The sequence below is a fragment of the Rhodococcus erythropolis NBRC 15567 genome (genome assembly GCF_001552595.1).
In the GTDB taxonomy this organism is placed as follows: domain Bacteria; phylum Actinomycetota; class Actinomycetes; order Mycobacteriales; family Mycobacteriaceae; genus Rhodococcus_F; species Rhodococcus_F erythropolis.
The window spans coordinates 113517-131287 of sequence record NZ_BCRM01000009.1 but is presented as its reverse complement, the minus strand read 5'-3'; the positions used below and the strand labels follow the sequence as shown (position 1 = coordinate 131287).

Here is a 17771-nt window from a genome sequence, read left to right as displayed (position 1 = left end):
ATTTCGGGTGACGTTCGGAAAGGGTTCCGCTGCTCAGAGGAGAGAAGCGGTGAACCCTCCGTCGAGAACCAGGCTGCTGCCGTTGCACCACGACGACTGGTCGCTCGCAAAGAACACTGCGGCGGCGGCGACTTCCTCGGTCCGGCCGTAGCGGGTTTGCTTCGTGACCATCAGGTCGTCGAAGCCGCCGGACTCGAGGCCGAGTGCGTTCTCGAAATCCTGTTGGTGACTCTTGACCAGGTCTGTGTCGATGAATCCGGGTAGCAGGGCATTGGCTCGGATTCCGTGGAAGCGAAGTTCGGCTGACAGGGTTTCGGTGAGATTGCGAACTGCTGCTTTGGCGGCGGCATAGCTACCGATCAAGGGCGAGCCGGTGGTCGACGAGATCGACGAGATGTTCACGATCGAACCGCCTCCGGATGCGACGAGCGCGGGTAGCGAATGACGGACGGTCAAGAACACTCCATCGAGGTTGACCGACATGACTTTCCGCCAGTCCTCGAACGAGGTCTCGATCAGCGGAGTCGTGGTGGCGATGCCGGCGTTGGGTACTACGACGTTCAGTCCGCCGAACTCTTCGACCGCCCTGGCGACGAGATCCTTGACCTGCTGTTCGTCGGTGACATCAGTGGTGACAGCGATAGCTCCGTCGATCGAGTCCGCCACTGCCTGTGCTGCGTCACCGTTGATGTCGGAGACTACGACGCTCGCGCCCTCCGCCCCGAATGCCCGGGCAATGGCGGCGCCGATTCCGGCACCTGCGCCGGTGACAATTGCAACTTTGTTCGCGAGAAGATCGGACATGTCAGCGTTCCCCTTCAGTTCTCGGTCGGGACGTAGAAAAGCAATTCGGGTCCGGTGTCGCCGGTAGTCGCGATGGCCTCGGACATGTCGAGAGTCCCGTCGACCAAAGCACTTCCCAACGCCTGCGCCGTGCCCGCGAGATCTTCCGTGTCGAGTTGATAGATGCTCAGGTAGCGGCGCGCGGGCAATGCATCCTCGGGCAGCAACTGCACATCCGCCAGGAAGAATCGGGAGGCGGAGACAACTCCAGGCACTCGTTCGACGACCTGCGGAATATGCACGTCGTCGTACCAGCGGTTGAACGCGTCCTCCGAAGACGGATCGGCAGGGTGTACGTGTGCGACGAGAATCGCTGTGCTCATGGAGTTCCTCTTCAACTCGAAGTGCTTTGGATTCAGCATGTTTGGAAGGCGACAATATTCACCAGCGAGGCCACTGGTCGTGGCCGTGCCAGGTGATTCGATGGCCGCTCAAGCGACAACCCTAGGTAGGGATTGTGACCCGCGCCATATGCTCGGAGGTCAGAGTTGAGCTCCACATTTGTCCTCTCGGCACAAAACTCCGAGCAGAATCGGGCATTAGCGAAAGTCTCGCGACTTGGCTGTGACTCGCAGATCCATCAGCTGCATCCGGTCTGCCACGACAGTGACAGCGCCTTCCGCATTTTGCACCTTTCCTCGAATAAGCAACGCCGGCGCCGTATTTGCCAGTTTTCGGTACTTTGCCCACAACCCCACCGAACACACGACATTGACCATGCCGGTTTCGTCTTCGAGGTTGATGAACGTGACGCCCGCAGCTGTGGCCGGACGCTGCCGGTGTGTGACCGCTCCCCCTACCAGCACACGGTCGCCGTCCGGGATGTCGAGCAGCCTCGAAGCCGGCACCACGCCGAGCGCGTCGAGCTGTGGGCGAAGAAACTGTGTCGGATACGTGTCGGGAGATACTCCTGTCGCCCAGACATCCGCTGCCGCCAATTCGACGTCGCTCATGCCGGGAAGGGTGGGAGCTGTGACCGACGCACCGATACCGGGCAAGCGGTCCGGACGCTCCCCTGCCGCAGCGCCCGCGGCCCACAGCGCTTCTCTACGCGAGATGCCGAAGCTGGCAAGCGCGCCGGCAGTCGCCAACGATTCAGCTTGCGCGGTAGTCAGTTCCACCCGACCGGTCAGGTCGAGAAACGACGTGAACGGTCCACCGAGGTCGCGCTGTTCGACAATTTTCTCGGCGAGCGCATCGCCGATGTTGCGCACTTCCCCCAGCCCCAGCCGAACCTCGAATCCACCTGCCTCGACGGTGGCATGCGCGAGGCTGACATTGATGTCTGCACCGTGTACCTGCACTCCGTGCCGGCGCGCATCGGCGACCAGGGACTGTGGTGAGTAGAAACCCATCGGCTGCGCTCGCAGAAGCCCGGCACAGAACGCGGCGGGGTGATGAAGCTTGAACCACGAGGAGTAGAAGACCAGTGCGGCAAAACTCTGTGAATGACTTTCCGGAAAACCGAAATTAGCGAATGCGTACAGCTTTTCGTAGATTCGGTCGGCAACCTCGTCGCCGATGCCATGTAGGTCTCGCATGCCCTGGTACAGCCTCGCTCGCAGTTGCTCCATCTTCTCGGTGGAACGTTTCGATCCCATTGCCCGACGCAATTGATCGGCCTCGGACGGCGTGAAACCCGCAACGTCGACGGCCATCTGCATCAACTGTTCCTGAAACAACGGAACCCCCAATGTGCGTTCGAGTGCCTTCTCGAGCGACGGATGGTCATAGGACACAGGTTCGAGTTTGTTGCGCCGGCGGATGTACGGATGGACTGATCCGCCTTGAATCGGCCCGGGACGGATGAGCGCGACTTCGACCACCAGGTCGTAGAAATTTCGAGGCTTCAGACGCGGCAGTGTCGCCATCTGCGCACGTGATTCCACTTGGAACACCCCTACCGAATCTGCCCGCTGCAACATCTCGTACACCGCTGTTTCCGACAGATCGAGATGCGCCAAATCGACTGTGATGCCTTTGTGTTCGGCCACCAGATCCATCATGTAATGCAAAGCCGAGAGCATGCCGAGCCCGAGTAGATCGAACTTGACCAACCCAGCGGCAGCACAATCGTCCTTGTCCCACTGCAGGACACTGCGATTGGCCATCCGCGCCCACTCCACCGGGCAAACGTCGGCGATGGGACGATCACAGATGACCATTCCGCCGGAGTGGATACCGAGGTGCCGTGGATAGCCTTCGATCTGCGCCGCCAGTTCGAGTACCGGACGCGGAATATCGGTATCCGCATTCTTGTCGATACCACCCCACCGGCCGACCTGCTTACTCCACGCATCTTGCTGGCCCTGCGAAAAGCCAAGCGCGCGGGCCATGTCCCGCACCGACGACTTTCCTCGATAGGTGATGACATTGGCTACCTGCGCGGCATACGTACGCCCGTATTTCGCGTACACGTGCTGGATCGCCTCTTCCCGGCGATCCGACTCGATGTCCACGTCGATATCCGGTGGGCCGTCGCGCTCGGGCGCAAGAAACCGCTCGAACAGCAATTTGTTGCGAACCGGATCGACGTTGGTGATGCCAATCGCGTAACACACCGCAGAGTTCGCAGCGGAACCCCTTCCCTGACAGAGGATGTCGTTGTTCTTGCAGAACGACACGATGTCATGCACGACCAGGAAGTATCCGGGAAAGTTCAATCCCTCGATGATGGCAAGTTCATGTTCGAGCTGTTTGTATGCCTTCGGTGCACCTTCCGGGGGTCCGTAGCGTTCCAGCGCCCCGACCATGGTCAGCTCACGCAACCACGACGCCTCGGTATGCCCGGCAGGAACGTCGAACGGTGGCAATTTGGGCGCGATGAGCTTGAGATCGAAAGCGCACTCACGACCAAGATCGGCGGCACCACTGACAGCCTCGGGATAGAGCGAGAACAGCGTCGCCATCTCCGCGCCGGACCGCAGGTGTGCTCCGCCGGTCGGAGCCAACCATCCAGCTGCCTCATCCAAGCTTTGACGCGCCCGCACAGCTGCCATTGCCATGGCGAGGCGTCGACGCGGAGGAGCGGCGAAGTGTGCGGCGGTGGTCGCCACCGTACGTAGTCCACGTTCTCTCGCCAGTTCTGCAAGAACGGCATTGCGCTCGTCGTCCTCCGCCAACCCATGATGAGTGAGCTCCACCGACACTCGCTCCGCCCCGAAACGCTCGACCAGATCCTGCAAGGCCTCCGCCGCGGCTTCGCGACCACCCGACGTCAAGGCTTGCCGCACATGACCTTTGCGGCACCCGGTCAGGATCTGCCAGTGCCCACCGGCGGCTTCGGTCAGCGCGTCGTAGTTGTACTGCAGTTTGCCCTTCTCACCGCCCGCCAGATGTGCGGCGGCTATCTCCCGCGAAAGACGGCGATATCCTTCCTGCCCACGGGCAAGTACCAGAAGATGCGTTCCACCGGGATCTGCCGTCCCAGTTCTGGGTACCGAATCGAGCGACAACTCGGCCCCGAACACGGTCCGCATTCCCCATTCACGCGCAGCCTCCGCAAACCTCACCACGCCGTAGAACCCGTCGTGATCGGTGACGGCAATCGCCTCGAGCCCGAGACGCACAGCTTCCTCGACCAGTTCTTCCGGCGGTGATGCGCCGTCGAGGAAGCTGAAGGCCGAGTGAGCGTGCAGTTCTGCGTAAGGAACCACGCCGGTGCCACGAGTGAGTTCGCCTGCGTGATACTCGCCGCGCTTTCGTGACCAGGCGGGACTGTCACTTCCGTCGCCCGGGAACAAATCCTCGTGTTCCACGCGGCCTGGCCGTCCGGACAGCACCCGTTCCATCTCGGACCACGTCGGCGGCCCATTTCCCCAACCCACACTGACCTCGCACCTGATCGAGCCGGCCGTCACGGGACGACCGACTGCTCGAGGATGCCGAAAGGGAAGACGCACCACATGCATCGAACTGATGTTCGATGCAGATTCAGTCTGACAGGTCACTCACCCGCAGTCAACAGAGCGAATCTCAACCCTCACCGTCTCGTCACATTCAGATGTACGCATGTCTGCACTCCGTTCACTTTGGCCCCAGATCATTAGCGGCGTTCATAATCTCCATCCATACTGTTTCCAGGAGTACTACTCGTATGTCGTTCTCGCGCAACACACGTAGGTTGACGGCCGTCGCCGGCGCCGTCGCCGTTCTGGCCGCTGCCGGCTGCAGCAGCAGTGCCGACGAGGCAACAGGCTCGAACGGCACGACCGTCGATCGCGCCGCGACCGGCGAACTGTCCTCGAACGGTGGTGCTCGCCGCATCGACGGTGATCAGTCGGCTGCAGTGCGTGACGCCGTCAACGCTTCCGGCGCGAAGAACGTCATCCTCCTGATCGGGGACGGCATGGGCGACTCGGAGATCACCGCCGCGCGCAACTACGCCGAGGGTGCTGCTGGCAGCTTCGCCGGCCTCGACGCCCTGCCGATCACCGGCCAGTACACGCACTACGCGTTGACCAAGGACGGCAAGCCCGACTACGTCACCGACTCCGCTGCCAGTGGATCGGCATGGTCCACCGGCACCAAGACCTACAACGGCGCGATTTCCGTCGACATCAAGGGGCAGGCCCAGTCGACCGTCCTCGAGATCGCCAAGGCGAACGGCAAGGCCACCGGCAACGTCTCCACCGCCGAGGTGCAGGATGCCACCCCCGCAGTGCAGGTCGCGCACGTCAGCGGCCGCAAGTGCTACGGACCCGAGGCGACGTCCAAGTCCTGCCCGGAGAACGCCATCGAGAACGGCGGCAAGGGGTCGATCAGCGAACAGCTCCTCGACACCCGCGCCGACGTCACCTTTGCCGGCGGCGCCAAGTCCTTCGCTGAAACCGCGAAAGCCGGTGACTGGCAGGGCAAGACCCTCAACGAGCAAGCTGCCGCTCGTGGCTACCAGCTGGTGAAGAATGCCGCCGAGATGAACGAGGTCGGCAAGGCCGATCAGGATGCACCCGTGCTCGGGCTGTTCGCCGACGGCAACATGCCCGTCCGCTGGGAAGGCTCTGTCGCCACCCGCGACGGTTACCTGCAGCCCGCCGAAACCTGCATCGACAACCCCAAGCGAACCTCCGACGTACCGAAGCTCGCGGACATGACGCAGAAGGCAATCGACCTACTGAAGGTCAACGACAACGGATTCTTCCTCCAGGTCGAAGGTGCCTCGATCGACAAGCAAGACCACGCAGCCAACGCGTGCGGTCAGATCGGTGAAACCGTCGACCTCGACGAAGCTGTGCAAAAGGCACTCGAATTTGCGAAGACCGACGGAGAAACCCTGGTCATCGTCACCGCCGACCACGCTCACACCAGCCAGATCGTCACCAACGTCAGCGCAGACGACATCGCCACCATCGCCAAGGACCAGAACATCCCGGTCGAGCGCGCCCAGGAAATCGTCTACCCCGGTCTGACCCGCAAGCTGACCACGAAGGACGGCTCGGAGATGACGATCAGCTACGGAACGTCCGAAGATCCGGCCGTCGAATCCGAAGGGCATACCGGAACTCAGTTGCGTGTAGCAGCTTTCGGCCCGCACGCGGCCAATGTCAGCGGCCTCACGGACCAGACCGATCTGTTCTTCACGATGACCGACGCGCTGGGACTCGACCGTTCCAAGGTCGCAGCTCACTGACCTGAAAACACCCGACCCGGTAAAAGCCTGGGTCCAGTCACACCAGAGCAGCCAAGGCGCGCACCCGATCTTCGGGTGCGCGCTTCGGGCAACTGGTGCACTTACCTTCACCGGGTACCTCGTAAATCAGGCAGCACGATGCCCGCTGCGTGAATCTGCGTCGCCCGGATGCCACCGGTGTCAACGGATTAGAAACGCGCACAACACTTTCATTGCGGTCGACATCGACGAAACGCGGGACGGGAATGCCCGGGTTCTCACCGCGGAGAACATCGATCAGACCAGCAGCAAATGCACTTCCGCGCTCCCTCGCGCTACCGGCGGCGTCGAGGCTGCGATTGGCGATGGAGTCCGTCGCGATCGCCCACAGCGCCTGCTGCCGAACGCCGGACACCTCGGCGAGTACCTCGATCACGGGACTGAGTGAGCGGAGCATCGCGTGGCCCAACTCCGCCACACTCCGCGAGATCGGAATGACCGACCCGGCAGCAAACCCGCCCAGATAGCCGTTGTCACGCAAGAAGATCCGCCCACCGTTCAACGATGGATCGGCCGCGAACCCGGTGACCATCCCGGTTCCGATCGGAATGCCAGTCAGCGTGGAACTGGCCGAGTACCACCACAATGTGCCGTTCACTCGGCTGTCCGCACTCCCCCATCGCTCGGCCGTATCGGCGACACGTGCTGCCAACCACTGGGGGTCGGTCATCAACACCGCGGGCACCGTATCCGGATACGCGCTCAGGTTGTCGAAGAACGGCACCGCTAATGCCATACGGGCGTAGATCCCGGCTACCGATTCCGTCATGCCAGCCCCAATATCTCCATCCGCGGACGTACTCCGCGTTCGACTCGCGCCTTGATGCCGAAAACCTCGGCCAACAACGGCTCGTCCAACACCTCGACCGTAGACCCACACGCGCGGAGTTCACCTTCGGTGAGCACGGCAAGGTTGTCGCAGTACTCGACTGCCAACCGTAGATCGTGCATCGTGACCACAACCGCGAGCCCCGCCGACGCAAGTTCGGCGAGCAATTCCATCACGATCAACTGGTGACGAAGATCGAGATGATTGGTCGGCTCGTCCAACAACAGAACCTTGGGCTCCTGAGCCAATGCGCGCGCTATCGAGACACGTTGCCGCTCACCACCCGACAGGGTGGACACGTCGCGTCCGGCAAGCTCGACCAAACCAACCTGCTCGATGCACCGGTCCACGATGGCGGTATCTCGCTCAGTGCTTCGGTCCAACCAGCTACGGTGCGGAGTTCGTCCGAGCGCGATCGATTCACGAACCGAAAGTCCTGCCGAGACAGTAGGTTCCTGGACGCTCGCCGAGATGGTTTTGGCGATGTCCTTACGCGAGAGCGTCGTCGAGTCGGCTTGATCGATCAGAACTGCGCCACCTGTCGGAGTCAAAGCGTTGTAGCAGCAGCGCAGCGCCGTCGTCTTGCCACTGCCGTTCGGTCCGACCAAGCCCAATATTTCACCGGACGTCACCGCGAAAGTGATGCCGCGCAAGACTTCGCGGTTGCCAAGCCGCGCCCGGGTCTCGACGAGTTCGAGCAGAGGCGCAGCTTCGCCGTCCTTCGGGCGTGTCACTGTTCTGGTCTGCGTCACTGTTCTGGTCTGCGTCACTGTTCGAGCCTCCGATACTGCCGGTAGAGCATCCAGACGAAGATCGGTGCACCCACGAGGGCGGTGATCACTCCGACCGGAACTTCGGTGGATTGTGCCACCGAGCGCGCAGCGGTATCCGCGGCAACCATCGCGACGGCGCCCAGAAGGGCTGCAGCAGGGAGCAGTCGAATTGCTCTGGTGCCGACGATGAAACCGGCCAGATGTGGGATCAGGAGGCCGATGAATCCGATTCCACCGGCAACGCTGACTGCCGCGCCCGCCAGTACGGAGACCGCAAGCAAGGACAACACTCGGAACCGTCGGACGTTCATACCGAGTGCTGCAGCCCCGTCGTCACCGGTCTGCAAGACGTCCATCCACCGCGAACTGAACAGAAGGGCCGTGCCGACGACGACCAGTGCGATCGTCGGGAAGATCAGCGTCGACCATCGCGCATCACCGAATCCGCCGGCAATCCAGTGCATCACCGACGTCACGTGCCGATCATCGGCCAACACCAGGATGCAAAAGGTGATGAGCGCCGAGAATATCTGGGCGAGCGCTACACCCACCAAAATGATCGCGGTCGGCTGCGGATACCGGCCGCCGATCAGCAGTGCGAGAAACAACGGGATCATCGCCCCGACGAATGCTGCGACCGGAATCGTGAAAACCCCGAGGAGGCCGGCGCCGAAACCCAGCACCGACACGAGCACCACCATGAATCCCGCACCCGACGAAACTCCGAGCAGATACGGGTCGGCAAGAGGATTCCGTGTGACAGCCTGAGCAACAGCACCCGACATCGCCAAGGAAGCACCCACGACCGCAGCCGTGAGTGCACGTGGCAGGCGGGAGTCGATCACGATCGACTCCCGCGCCGCGGTCCACCACGTTTCGAAAGTCCCTGGCGCCAAACGGGCTCCGACTATCGCCCAGACGTCACCGACGGGAATGCGAACCGATCCCAAGGAGACGGCCAACCCCAGGACGATCGCCAAGGCGACCGCCAAGCCGACAAGTAGGGCGCCGTACCCGTAACGCGTGCGGGTCACTTCGCCGCGTCAGCGCCCGGATGGAAGGCCGTCGCGATGGTCTGTGCCGAACGCACCAACCGTGAACTCTCGAACAGGTCCGCGAGAGGAACCACGACGAACCGGTTCTGCTGCACAGCAGGGGTGGTCGCCATCAACGGCTGGGCACGGAGGAAGTCGATCTTCTGCTCGGCCGTCTTGTCGCCGTAGTCGATGACCACGATCGCCTGGGGTGCACGCTCGGCAACAGCTTCCCACGATGCGTCGATGTAGGGCTTTGTCCCTTCGGCGAAGATGTTCGAGACACCGGAGTATTCCGCGACCAATTGACCGACGCCGACTCCGCCGATAGTCGTCGGAACCTGGTCACCACTGTCGTAGAAGAAGGTCGGTACCGGCGCCGCGTCCCCGACCGAAGCGCGGACGGAATCGAGACCATCGCTGATCTCCTCTGCGACCTCGCGGGCGGAATCTTCAACGCCCAGGACTCGACCGAGTTGCGTGTAGTCGTTCTCGAGCAATCCGATGTCGGGGAAACCGGTGCCACAGTATTCCGAGAAGAGGAAGGTGTTGATTCCGCGCTCGCCGAAAGCGTCTCGGGAACGGCCCTGCTTCTCGTTGAAGGCACTGGTCATTCCTCCGACCACGAAGTCCGGATCGACGTCGAGAACCTGCTCCATGCTGGGGAACGTATCGGAGAGGCTGGGAATCTTGTTGAATACATCGGCGGTCTCCGCAGTTGGCGGATTGTCGCTGTACGCCCGACCGACGATCCGGTCACCCGCACCGATTTCGATGAGCGCCTCGGTGACATGCCCGTTCAAAGACACGATGCGCTGCGGCGGCGAGTCGAAGGTCATCTCTCGATCGCAGTTGGTCACGGACACAGGCTGTGCGAAGGATTCCGCAGCAGACGCGGACTCTGATTCCTGGCCTTTGGAACAACCTGCCGAAACCAAGGCGACCGCGATGAGAACAGCGGCGGCGCGGGACGGGGAGAACTGAAGTGACACGGGGACCTCGTAAGGGCTCTGAGCCACGAATGAGAATCCGACAGACAACTCCGCCCGCACACTGATACTCGGCCAGAGCTCCTGCTGGACTTCCTTTTCGTAGACCACGACGAATGGATGTCGCACACCGCGCGGTGGGTAATCGGGCTTGCCGACGCTCGGTGACTACCGAGAATCGACCTACCGTTGCGGGTCAGCGCCGGATTCGGACCGGCTTCCCCCACACGCGTGGCTTGCAAGTGCTTCGAGCAGTATGCATGACGTTTCCGATTCAAGACCAAACGCCCACTACAGTCGATCTGGCCAGACGCCCCCACACACCGGAGTTGATACATGACACGCTGGGCCCAAACCGTCGTCGCCCGGAAATGGTGGGTACTGAGCCTCGCGGTTCTGATAGTTCTCATCAGTGGGGTGTGGGGACTCGGAGTGTTCGGCAAGCTCAGCCAGGGCGGCTTCATCGATCCGGGCAGCGACTCCGCGAAGGTTGCGGACATCATCGAAGACAATCTCGGGCCGCAGACCCCGGACATCATCGCGATCTACTCACCCACCGACGGCAAGACCCTCGACGACATCGGGCCGGCAGTAACGGCCGCCGTCGACCAGTTCAAAACGGAAGTGCCGACCGCGTCGGTGAAGTCGTATTGGGGAACGGACGCCGCGGCCAAGGCCAGTCTGCTCTCGAACGACGGATCCATGGCGGCCGTTGCGATCACGTTGGCACCGGACTCGGGCGTCACACCTGCTACTTTCGCCGATCTCTTGCCGAAGCTCGAAGTTGAAGGTGCCGAGGCACAATTCGCGGGTAATACCGTTGTCGGCGTCGCGTTCAACACCAAGCTGGAGAAAGACCTGGTGGTCGCCGAAGCCATCGCCATTCCGATCACTCTGGTGCTGCTGGTCTTCATCTTCGGCGGCATCGTCGCTGCGGCGGTTCCGGTATTCGTGGGTGTACTCAGTGTCTTGAGCGCCTTGGCGGTTCTGCGAATCCTCACGTTGATCACCGATGTGTCCTCGTTCTCGATCAACGTCGCTTCTCTTCTCGGGTTGGGACTTGCAATCGACTACGGACTGTTCGTGGTCGGTCGGTTCCGTGAAGAACTGAATTCGGGCTCGGACCCGGGAGCGGCTGCGCAGCGGACAGTTCTGACCGCGGGTCGCACCGTCATGTTCTCGGGTCTGCTGCTGATCTGCGCGTTCAGCGGCATGCTCGTTTTCCCGCAGGCCGTCATCCGGTCTTTGGGTTTCGGTGCGATCGCAGCAGTACTGAGCGCGGCGGTTCTGTCGCTGACCGCTGTGCCTGCGCTGCTTGCCATTCTGGGGCATCGCATCAACGCCCTGACGTGGCGCAAGGATGCGGCGCAACGCGGCGAGGAACGCTCGCGCAAGTTCTGGGGCCGCGTCGTCACGTGGGTGATGAAGCGTCCGGTCGCGGTCTCGGTGACGATCGTGGCCGTGCTGCTCGTGATGGCCTCGCCGCTGCTCGGTGCCCGTTTGGGAGAACTCTCGTACACCGCACTCCCGGACAACGACCCCGCTCGCGTCGCAATGGACACGTTGGTCAACGACTTCCCGCAGACCGGCAACGGCGCGACGATGATCCTTCAGGCCGAGGACGGGAACACTCTCACCCCGGCCGAAGGTGCAGCGATCGCCGAGTCCGCCGGTCAGGTCGAGGGCATCGGTCAGGCGACCGTCGTCGCGAGCACCAATCAACTCATCGCGGTTCAGGCTCTCTACAGCGAGGGCTCTACGCCCCAATCACAGAGCACCGCAGTGACAGATCTGCGTGCGATCTCCGCTCCTGACGGAACAGTGCTGCTTGTCGGTGGCGGTCAAGCCATGGTCGACGACGGCAACAACGCCGTCCTGCACTGGTTGCCGGTGATGATCCTCATCATGGTCGGATCGACCTTGATCCTGTTGTTCCTCGCGTTCGGTTCGGTGGTCCTGCCCATCAAGGCGGTACTGATGGCCGCGCTGAGCCTCGCGACCACCTTCGGTGTCCTCACCTTCGTCTTCCAGGACGGTCACGGCGTCGAACTCCTCGGGGTCAGTCAAACTCCGCTGGAGGCGACGTTCGTCGTGCTCATCCTGGCGGTGGTGTTCGGATTGTCCACGGACTACGAGGTTTTCCTGATGTCCCGGATGGTCGAGGCCAAGAACGCGGGAGCGACGACGGAGGAAGCAGTCAAGTTCGGAACCGAACGCACCGGCCGAATCGTGACGGCCGCCGCCCTACTCCTGATCGTGGTGACGGGGGCATTCGCGATGTCCGGGTTGTCGGTGATGAAGTTCCTGGGCGTCGGCATGATCGTCGCGCTGATCGTCGACGCGACCATCATCCGCATGTTGCTCGTGCCCTCGCTGGTGAAGTTGATGGGCGAAGCGAACTGGTGGGCTCCGGCCTGGATGAAAAAAGTTCACGCGAAGGTCGGCATCGGCCACTGATTTCGGGCCACTGATCACGCACTAGTGGATTTCCCTGATCGGGCTGTCGTCCTCGAGGATGACTGCCCGATCAGGGAAATCGCTCCGCAGGGCGATGTTCTCCGAAGCTGATTTCGTCAGACTTGGAGCATGACAATTTTCGAATGGATCCTTGCAATCCCCGCTCTTGCACTTGCCGTCGCGTTCCTGTTTTCCGGAATCATCACTGCGGGCATCGACTTCGACACCGAGGATGGCGTCATGACGCACTGATGTCCGGTTCCCCCTAGCCGTCGATCTTACTTTGGAGTAAGTTACCGACCATGGCCACATACATCGTCACTGGCGGTACCGGGTTCCTCGGACGAGCTGTACTACCGGTCCTGCTCGAGCATGATGAAACTGCTCAGATCCACGTGCTGGTCAGAGCGGGTTCTGTCGCAAAACTCGAAGCACAGGTGTCGGCAATTCCCGGCGGCGATCGAGTGCATCCGCTCGTTGGCGATCTGACCGAGCCCGAGCTGGGCATCGACTCTCCCCCGCCGGCCGACCATGTCCTTCACCTCGGCGCGATCTACGACATCACGGCCGGAGACGAGCAGGCTTCGACGAATGTCGAGGGCACACGCTCCGTGGTCGAACTTGCTGCGAAACTGGGAGCCACCCTTCATCACGTGTCATCGGTCGCAGTCGCAGGCGACTATCCGGGCACGTTCAGCGAGACCGATTTCGATTGCGGCCAAGGCTTTCCGACGCCGTACCACCGAACCAAGTTCGAGGCCGAGAAGCTCGTTCGAGAACGAGAAGGCCTCACCTGGCGTGTTTATCGGCCGTCTGCCGTGGTCGGCAACTCCGTCACCGGAGAGATGGACAAGATCGACGGACCGTATTACTTGTTCCCAGGTCTGGCGCTACTCGCGAAACTACCTGCAGCACTCCCTGTCCCGATCCCCAACCTCGGTGCAACCAACGTGGTGCCGGTCGACTATGTGGCCGCTGCCCTCGTCGAGTTGATGCATGTGCCCGGCCGTGACGGCGAAGCATTCCATCTCGTCAATCCGAAACCTCAACCGGTACGCGAAATCTATGCCGGCCTCGCCAAGGCCGCCGGAGCGCCGCGGCCCGCGCTCAGCCTGCCGGGCGTGATCGCCAAACCCTTTGTCTCGCCATTGCCGATGGATTCGGCAGAATCGGCACGAAAAGTCTTCCTCGATCGCATCGGCATGCCTGCAGCGTTGCTCGACAACATGACGATGGCGCCGACCTTCACCTCCGAGAGAACCGTTGCCGCCCTCGCCGGATCAGGCCTGACGGTCCCCGAGTTCGGGTCGTATTCGACTGTGCTGTGGAAGTACTGGCGCGCAAACCTCGATCCCAATCGCGCACGTCGCAACCATCCCGAAGGACCACTTGTCGGTCGGATAGTCCTGATCACCGGTGGCTCGTCCGGAATCGGCAAGGCCTCTGCCATCGCCGCCGCCCAGAAAGGCGCCACAGTTCTCCTGATCGCACGCCGCACCGACGAACTCGATGCCGCGGTGCAGGAGATTCGATCAACCGGAGGCAAAGCGTTCGGTTATCCCTGCGACATCACCGACGACGAGTCGGTCCAGCATACGATCAAAAGCATTCTGACAGAACATGATCACGTGGACATGTTGGTGAACAACGCCGGCCGATCCATTCGGCGCGGCATTTACCATTCCACGGATCGTTTCCACGACTACGAACGAACGATGGCCGTGAACTACTTCGGCGCTGTGCGATTGGTGCTCGCATTGTTGCCCACCATGCGTTCTCGCCGCTTCGGTCACATCGTGAACATCAGCAGCGCGGGAGTCCAGGCGGCAACCCCTAGATTCTCGGCCTACGTGGCGAGCAAGGCCGCCCTCGACGGCTTCTCCGACGTAGCTGCCTCCGAAACCCTGGCGGACGGAATCACTTTCACGACCATCCACATGCCGCTGGTCGAAACGCCGATGATCGCTCCGACCGGCGAATACAACAACGGCCCGATCACCAGCCCGGAAAAGGCTGCGGCAATGGTGATCCGCGCGCTGATCGAACGCCCCAAGCGCATCGACGTGCCACTGGGCACTCTGGGTGATCTGGGAACCTTGTTCGCACCGCACACCAAGGACCGGATTCTCAACCAGATGTACCAGGCCTTCCCTGACTCCCCGGCGGCAAAGGGGCAGGTAGACAAAGAAACTCCGTCAGACGTTTCGGCAACACCGTCGCGTCAGCGCCATTCACGCTCGCGCATCCGCAAACTCGGCCGACGCGCCGCCCGACTCGTGCCCGGAACGCACTGGTGACCGGTGGTGTGACTTCGCCTCGTAGCGTGTTGGCCACCGCAAGGGATCTGCAGTGCTAGTCATCAGAATCTATCCTGACCATGGCCATCCCAGTTCACTATGGCCGTCGAAGGAATTGATTGTCGTCCCGCCGCAACGGTTCCCGCAGGCATACGTTCTCCCGAGCCAAATGGGGATCGACGACGAACTCGGAGAGAAGATACTGGCGTGGACTGATCGCTTCCAAAAGTTCTTTGTGACCGAGATCGACGGCTTCGCGATGCGACCGAGGTGGCGTCCAGGGATCAACGTTTTCGACTGGTACGACGAGGGCTATCGGATCGTGGGCGAACTTCGCGCACGGTTTCCGGACGTGCACGTCAAACCTGAATTTGCCCAGTACGTCTTTTCGGTCAACGAGCGTCGGGAAAGCATGGGGCTTGTGCCGGTCAGCCTTCCGAACGAACCCAAGGCCGGGCATATAAGCATCACTGAACTCCTGCACCCCAAGTGAGTTTCAGAGCCATGGCGATGAGTGCGATCGATACTGCGGCAGTGATCGAGTTTTCCCATCCGAGGGCGAAGTAAACCGCGGAAGAATCGAAATCCACTGCCTTGCAATAGGCTATGGGAAACGGGATCCAGGCCCATCCTGTTTCTTCGAGTAATCCGATTCCATACGAACTTGATCTACAAAGCTCCGATGCGGACGCTGGGAACCCCCAACGTGAGGTCACTCCGAAGCTCACGATCAATCCAAGAACACCGACGACCAGCATGAGTGCGCAAATATTGAGAGTACGTGACTTTTCTCTGGGTGAAGTCATTGGCACACAGTACTTCGGCTTTCCGTCAGTTCGCTGACACTGCACATTGTTCCGAATGCGAGATCAATTAGCTGACGACCCTGCGGATCTCGCTCTCGGAGGCATTGGCGCCCGTGCAGACAACAGCAACGCGCTTGTCCGCGAAGGTGTTCGGATGTGCGTAGACCGCAGCAAGTGCGGCCGCACCGGCGCCCTCACTCAAAGTGTGTGCGTCGAAAAGGAGAGCCCGCTGCGCGAGGGTGATGTCATCGTCCGTGACGAGCAAGAAACCACCTAGCCGTTCTCGCATGACGCGTTGAGTCAATGCGAATCCGGCCCCGGTCGCGAGCCCTTCGACACGAGTGGCGTTCGGGCTCTCGACACAGGTGCCGGAAGTCCACGAGTCGTGCGCCGCTCGTGCGGCCTCCGACTGCACCGCGAACACCTCCAGGTGCGGTGCAAGCGCACTGGCGACGAGGCAAGCGGCCGCCGCACCACTGCCACCACCGACGGGGACGACCACTGCGTCCAGATCTGGCTGCTGCTCGACGAGTTCGACGTACGCCGTGGCAACACCGGCGAGGATTGCCGCCTCATTGGCGGCGCTGACGAGACGCAGTCCGTCACGTTCGCTGATGAACTCTGCGTGAGCGCGTGCCTCGTCGAAGTTTGCGCCGTGCTCGATGAGCTCGGCCCCAAGCATGCGGACAGCGTGACCCTTGACCGGATTCGCCCCAGCCGGCATCACAATTACGCACCGCACGCCCGCATCCGCTGCGGCATACGCCAGGGACTGAGCATGATTTCCCGTCGAGTAGCCGATGATGCCTCGGGCCCGCGTCGGCTCATCGAGTCCAGCCACCAGGTTCAGTCCACCGCGGACCTTGAACGCACCTGTGGGTTGCACGTTCTCATGTTTGACGAACAACTGGCTGCACGAGCCCGCTCCCAAGGTCGGGTGCGATATCAGGGGCGTGACCGGTAGGTGGCGTCGGACAACCTGACTTGCACGCTGAATGTCCGCCCATGTGGGTGGTTGTAGCCCGGTTGTTGCCGCGAGATCAGGTGCCTGTGCCATGTGGATCACCCTGTCAAACACTGATTCATAGGTCTAATACATGTTTTCGTCGAAAGCATCGAAATCCTCTATGATTTCGGCATGCTCGATCTAATTCGGCTGAGGGTCTTGGTCGCTGTCGCGCAGGAAGGATCGGTGACAGCCGCCGCCGATTCGCTCGGTTACGCGCAGCCCTCCATCAGTCACCACCTTCGACAGCTCGAATCGGAAGTCGGAGTTCCGCTGTTCCAGCGAGCCGGTCGTGGGCTACGTCTGACGGATGCCGGTGCGGTACTGGTTCGGCGCGCCACGGAAATTCTCGGTCACGTCGACGCTGCCGTAGCCGAAGTCGAAACGTACGCGGGACTGAGGGCGGGGCGGGTACGACTTGCCGCATTCCCGTCAGCCCTGGCGGGTTTGATTCCGCAGGCGATGGCAGCGTTCACGTCCCAGTACCCCGACGTGTCCATCAGCCTCGTTGATGCAGAACCACCCAAAGCACTTGCAATGCTTCGTAACAACGACGTCGACGTAGCTGTCGTTTTCGCACACGCGGATACCCCGGATGTGGGGCTGAAGCACGTCACCCTAACGACGTTGCTGGACGATCCGTTGTACCTGATCACCTCTGCGCGGAATGCAGATGCCGCCAACGAGATCACGGACTACGCCGGTGAGACCTGGATTGCAGGCTGTCCGAGCTGCCGCGCCCACCTTCTCACCGCCTGCAATCGAGCTGGGTTCGTTCCACGGATCGAGTTCGAGACCGACGACTACGTCGCGGTCCAAGCGCTGGTCGCCTCCGGAAGCGGAGTCAGCACCCTTCCCGCCCTCGCTCTCCATGCACATCAGAACCCGGGTATCCGCGCACACCGCATTCGCGGCGAGCGACGCACTGTCTCCGTCGCAACCTTCGGGAAACCTCCGCTCGCTCCTGCCATTGACGCGTTCGTCAGCACCCTCGCAGCGATATCCGACTCCGTGCGTGAGCGGTTCGAACTGGATGGGCACCTGTAGGCGATGAGATCAAGGCTGCACC

14 protein-coding genes and 1 riboswitch are annotated in these 17771 nt (G+C 61.7%); of the genes, 6 read left to right on the top strand and 8 right to left on the bottom strand.

What is annotated here, in order from left to right; genetic code table 11:
- Positions 1 to 33 precede the first annotated feature (33 nt).
- The 3 genes from RE4_RS14840 to RE4_RS14830 form a co-directional block, all read right to left on the bottom strand.
- Positions 34 to 804 (bottom strand): glucose 1-dehydrogenase, encoded by a 771-nt coding sequence (locus RE4_RS14840; protein ID WP_020906972.1) that lies wholly within the window; start codon positions 802 to 804, stop codon positions 34 to 36.
- 14 nt (positions 805 to 818) lie between these two features.
- Positions 819 to 1166: a hypothetical protein gene (locus tag RE4_RS14835; RefSeq protein WP_060938825.1), complete on the bottom strand. Its 348-nt coding sequence runs from the start codon at positions 1164 to 1166 to the stop codon at positions 819 to 821.
- A gap of 216 nt (positions 1167 to 1382) precedes the next feature.
- The gene (locus RE4_RS14830; protein WP_024487466.1) at positions 1383 to 4670 is read right to left on the bottom strand and encodes an error-prone DNA polymerase; all 3288 of its coding nucleotides are present in this window, start codon (positions 4668 to 4670) and stop codon (positions 1383 to 1385) included.
- Positions 4671 to 4939: 269 nt separating this feature from the next.
- On the opposite strand from RE4_RS14830, the gene phoA reads away from it, so the two are divergent.
- On the top strand, positions 4940 to 6472 hold the full coding sequence (gene phoA / locus RE4_RS14825) for an alkaline phosphatase (protein WP_021343627.1): 1533 nt from the start codon (positions 4940 to 4942) through the stop codon (positions 6470 to 6472).
- Positions 6473 to 6509: 37 nt separating this feature from the next.
- Here the strand turns inward: phoA and RE4_RS14820 are convergent, their stop codons facing one another.
- Genes RE4_RS14820 through RE4_RS14805 form a run of 4 tightly spaced genes read right to left on the bottom strand, consistent with a single transcriptional unit; the run spans position 6510 to position 10139 of the window.
- On the bottom strand, positions 6510 to 7280 hold the full coding sequence (locus RE4_RS14820; RefSeq protein WP_019747634.1) for a (2Fe-2S)-binding protein: 771 nt from the start codon (positions 7278 to 7280) through the stop codon (positions 6510 to 6512).
- Positions 7277 to 8110 carry an ABC transporter ATP-binding protein gene (locus tag RE4_RS14815; protein WP_081098365.1) on the bottom strand — a complete coding sequence of 278 codons (834 nt, stop codon included), beginning with the start codon at positions 8108 to 8110 and terminating at the stop codon, positions 7277 to 7279. The genes RE4_RS14820 and RE4_RS14815 overlap by 4 nt, the downstream gene beginning before the upstream one ends.
- The gene (locus tag RE4_RS14810; protein WP_029254959.1) at positions 8107 to 9147 is read right to left on the bottom strand and encodes a FecCD family ABC transporter permease; all 1041 of its coding nucleotides are present in this window, start codon (positions 9145 to 9147) and stop codon (positions 8107 to 8109) included. The genes RE4_RS14815 and RE4_RS14810 overlap by 4 nt, the downstream gene beginning before the upstream one ends.
- A complete protein-coding gene (locus RE4_RS14805) occupies positions 9144 to 10139 on the bottom strand; it encodes an ABC transporter substrate-binding protein (protein WP_029254958.1) in 996 nt (331 codons plus the stop codon). Before RE4_RS14805 ends, RE4_RS14810 begins: the two co-directional genes overlap by 4 nt.
- A gap of 116 nt (positions 10140 to 10255) precedes the next feature.
- A riboswitch (cobalamin riboswitch) is annotated at positions 10256 to 10403 on the bottom strand.
- 69 nt (positions 10404 to 10472) lie between these two features.
- On the opposite strand from RE4_RS14805, the gene RE4_RS14800 reads away from it, so the two are divergent.
- The 4 genes from RE4_RS14800 (at position 10473) to RE4_RS14790 (ending at position 15383) form a co-directional block, all read left to right on the top strand.
- Positions 10473 to 12593, top strand: coding sequence for an MMPL family transporter (locus RE4_RS14800; protein WP_020906965.1), 2121 nt, complete (start codon positions 10473 to 10475; stop codon positions 12591 to 12593).
- A 129-nt stretch (positions 12594 to 12722) separates the two neighbouring features.
- On the top strand, positions 12723 to 12845 hold the full coding sequence (locus RE4_RS31580) for a hypothetical protein (RefSeq protein WP_019747629.1): 123 nt from the start codon (positions 12723 to 12725) through the stop codon (positions 12843 to 12845).
- A 50-nt stretch (positions 12846 to 12895) separates the two neighbouring features.
- Positions 12896 to 14890: an SDR family oxidoreductase gene (locus RE4_RS14795; RefSeq protein ID WP_047888591.1), complete on the top strand. Its 1995-nt coding sequence runs from the start codon at positions 12896 to 12898 to the stop codon at positions 14888 to 14890.
- 169 nt (positions 14891 to 15059) lie between these two features.
- Positions 15060 to 15383 (top strand): hypothetical protein, encoded by a 324-nt coding sequence (locus RE4_RS14790; RefSeq protein WP_019747627.1) that lies wholly within the window; start codon positions 15060 to 15062, stop codon positions 15381 to 15383.
- Between the two features lie 380 nt (positions 15384 to 15763).
- Here RE4_RS14790 and RE4_RS14780 read toward each other — a convergent pair whose 3' ends face one another.
- On the bottom strand, positions 15764 to 16753 hold the full coding sequence (locus RE4_RS14780) for a threonine ammonia-lyase (RefSeq protein WP_060938868.1): 990 nt from the start codon (positions 16751 to 16753) through the stop codon (positions 15764 to 15766).
- 81 nt (positions 16754 to 16834) lie between these two features.
- Here RE4_RS14780 and RE4_RS14775 point away from each other — a divergent pair, with 81 nt between their 5' ends.
- Positions 16835 to 17749, top strand: a complete 915-nt coding sequence (locus RE4_RS14775) for a LysR family transcriptional regulator (RefSeq protein ID WP_029254954.1) — start codon at positions 16835 to 16837, stop codon at positions 17747 to 17749.
- The last annotated feature ends 22 nt before the right edge of the window (positions 17750 to 17771 follow it).

What these genes read in the sequence shown, in the direction of transcription:
- RE4_RS14840 (WP_020906972.1), bottom strand. Translation starts at nt 804, where the DNA reads ATGTCCGATCTTCTCGCGAACAAAGTTGCAATTGTCACCGGCGCAGGT.
- RE4_RS14780 (WP_060938868.1), bottom strand. Translation starts at nt 16,753, where the DNA reads ATGGCACAGGCACCTGATCTCGCGGCAACAACCGGGCTACAACCACCC.
- RE4_RS14775 (WP_029254954.1), top strand. Translation starts at nt 16,835, where the DNA reads ATGCTCGATCTAATTCGGCTGAGGGTCTTGGTCGCTGTCGCGCAGGAA.
- RE4_RS14835 (WP_060938825.1), bottom strand. Translation starts at nt 1,166, where the DNA reads ATGAGCACAGCGATTCTCGTCGCACACGTACACCCTGCCGATCCGTCT.
- RE4_RS14790 (WP_019747627.1), top strand. Translation starts at nt 15,060, where the DNA reads ATGGGGATCGACGACGAACTCGGAGAGAAGATACTGGCGTGGACTGAT.
- phoA (WP_021343627.1), top strand. Translation starts at nt 4,940, where the DNA reads ATGTCGTTCTCGCGCAACACACGTAGGTTGACGGCCGTCGCCGGCGCC.
- RE4_RS14800 (WP_020906965.1), top strand. Translation starts at nt 10,473, where the DNA reads ATGACACGCTGGGCCCAAACCGTCGTCGCCCGGAAATGGTGGGTACTG.
- RE4_RS14795 (WP_047888591.1), top strand. Translation starts at nt 12,896, where the DNA reads ATGGCCACATACATCGTCACTGGCGGTACCGGGTTCCTCGGACGAGCT.
- RE4_RS31580 (WP_019747629.1), top strand. Translation starts at nt 12,723, where the DNA reads ATGACAATTTTCGAATGGATCCTTGCAATCCCCGCTCTTGCACTTGCC.
- RE4_RS14820 (WP_019747634.1), bottom strand. Translation starts at nt 7,280, where the DNA reads ATGACGGAATCGGTAGCCGGGATCTACGCCCGTATGGCATTAGCGGTG.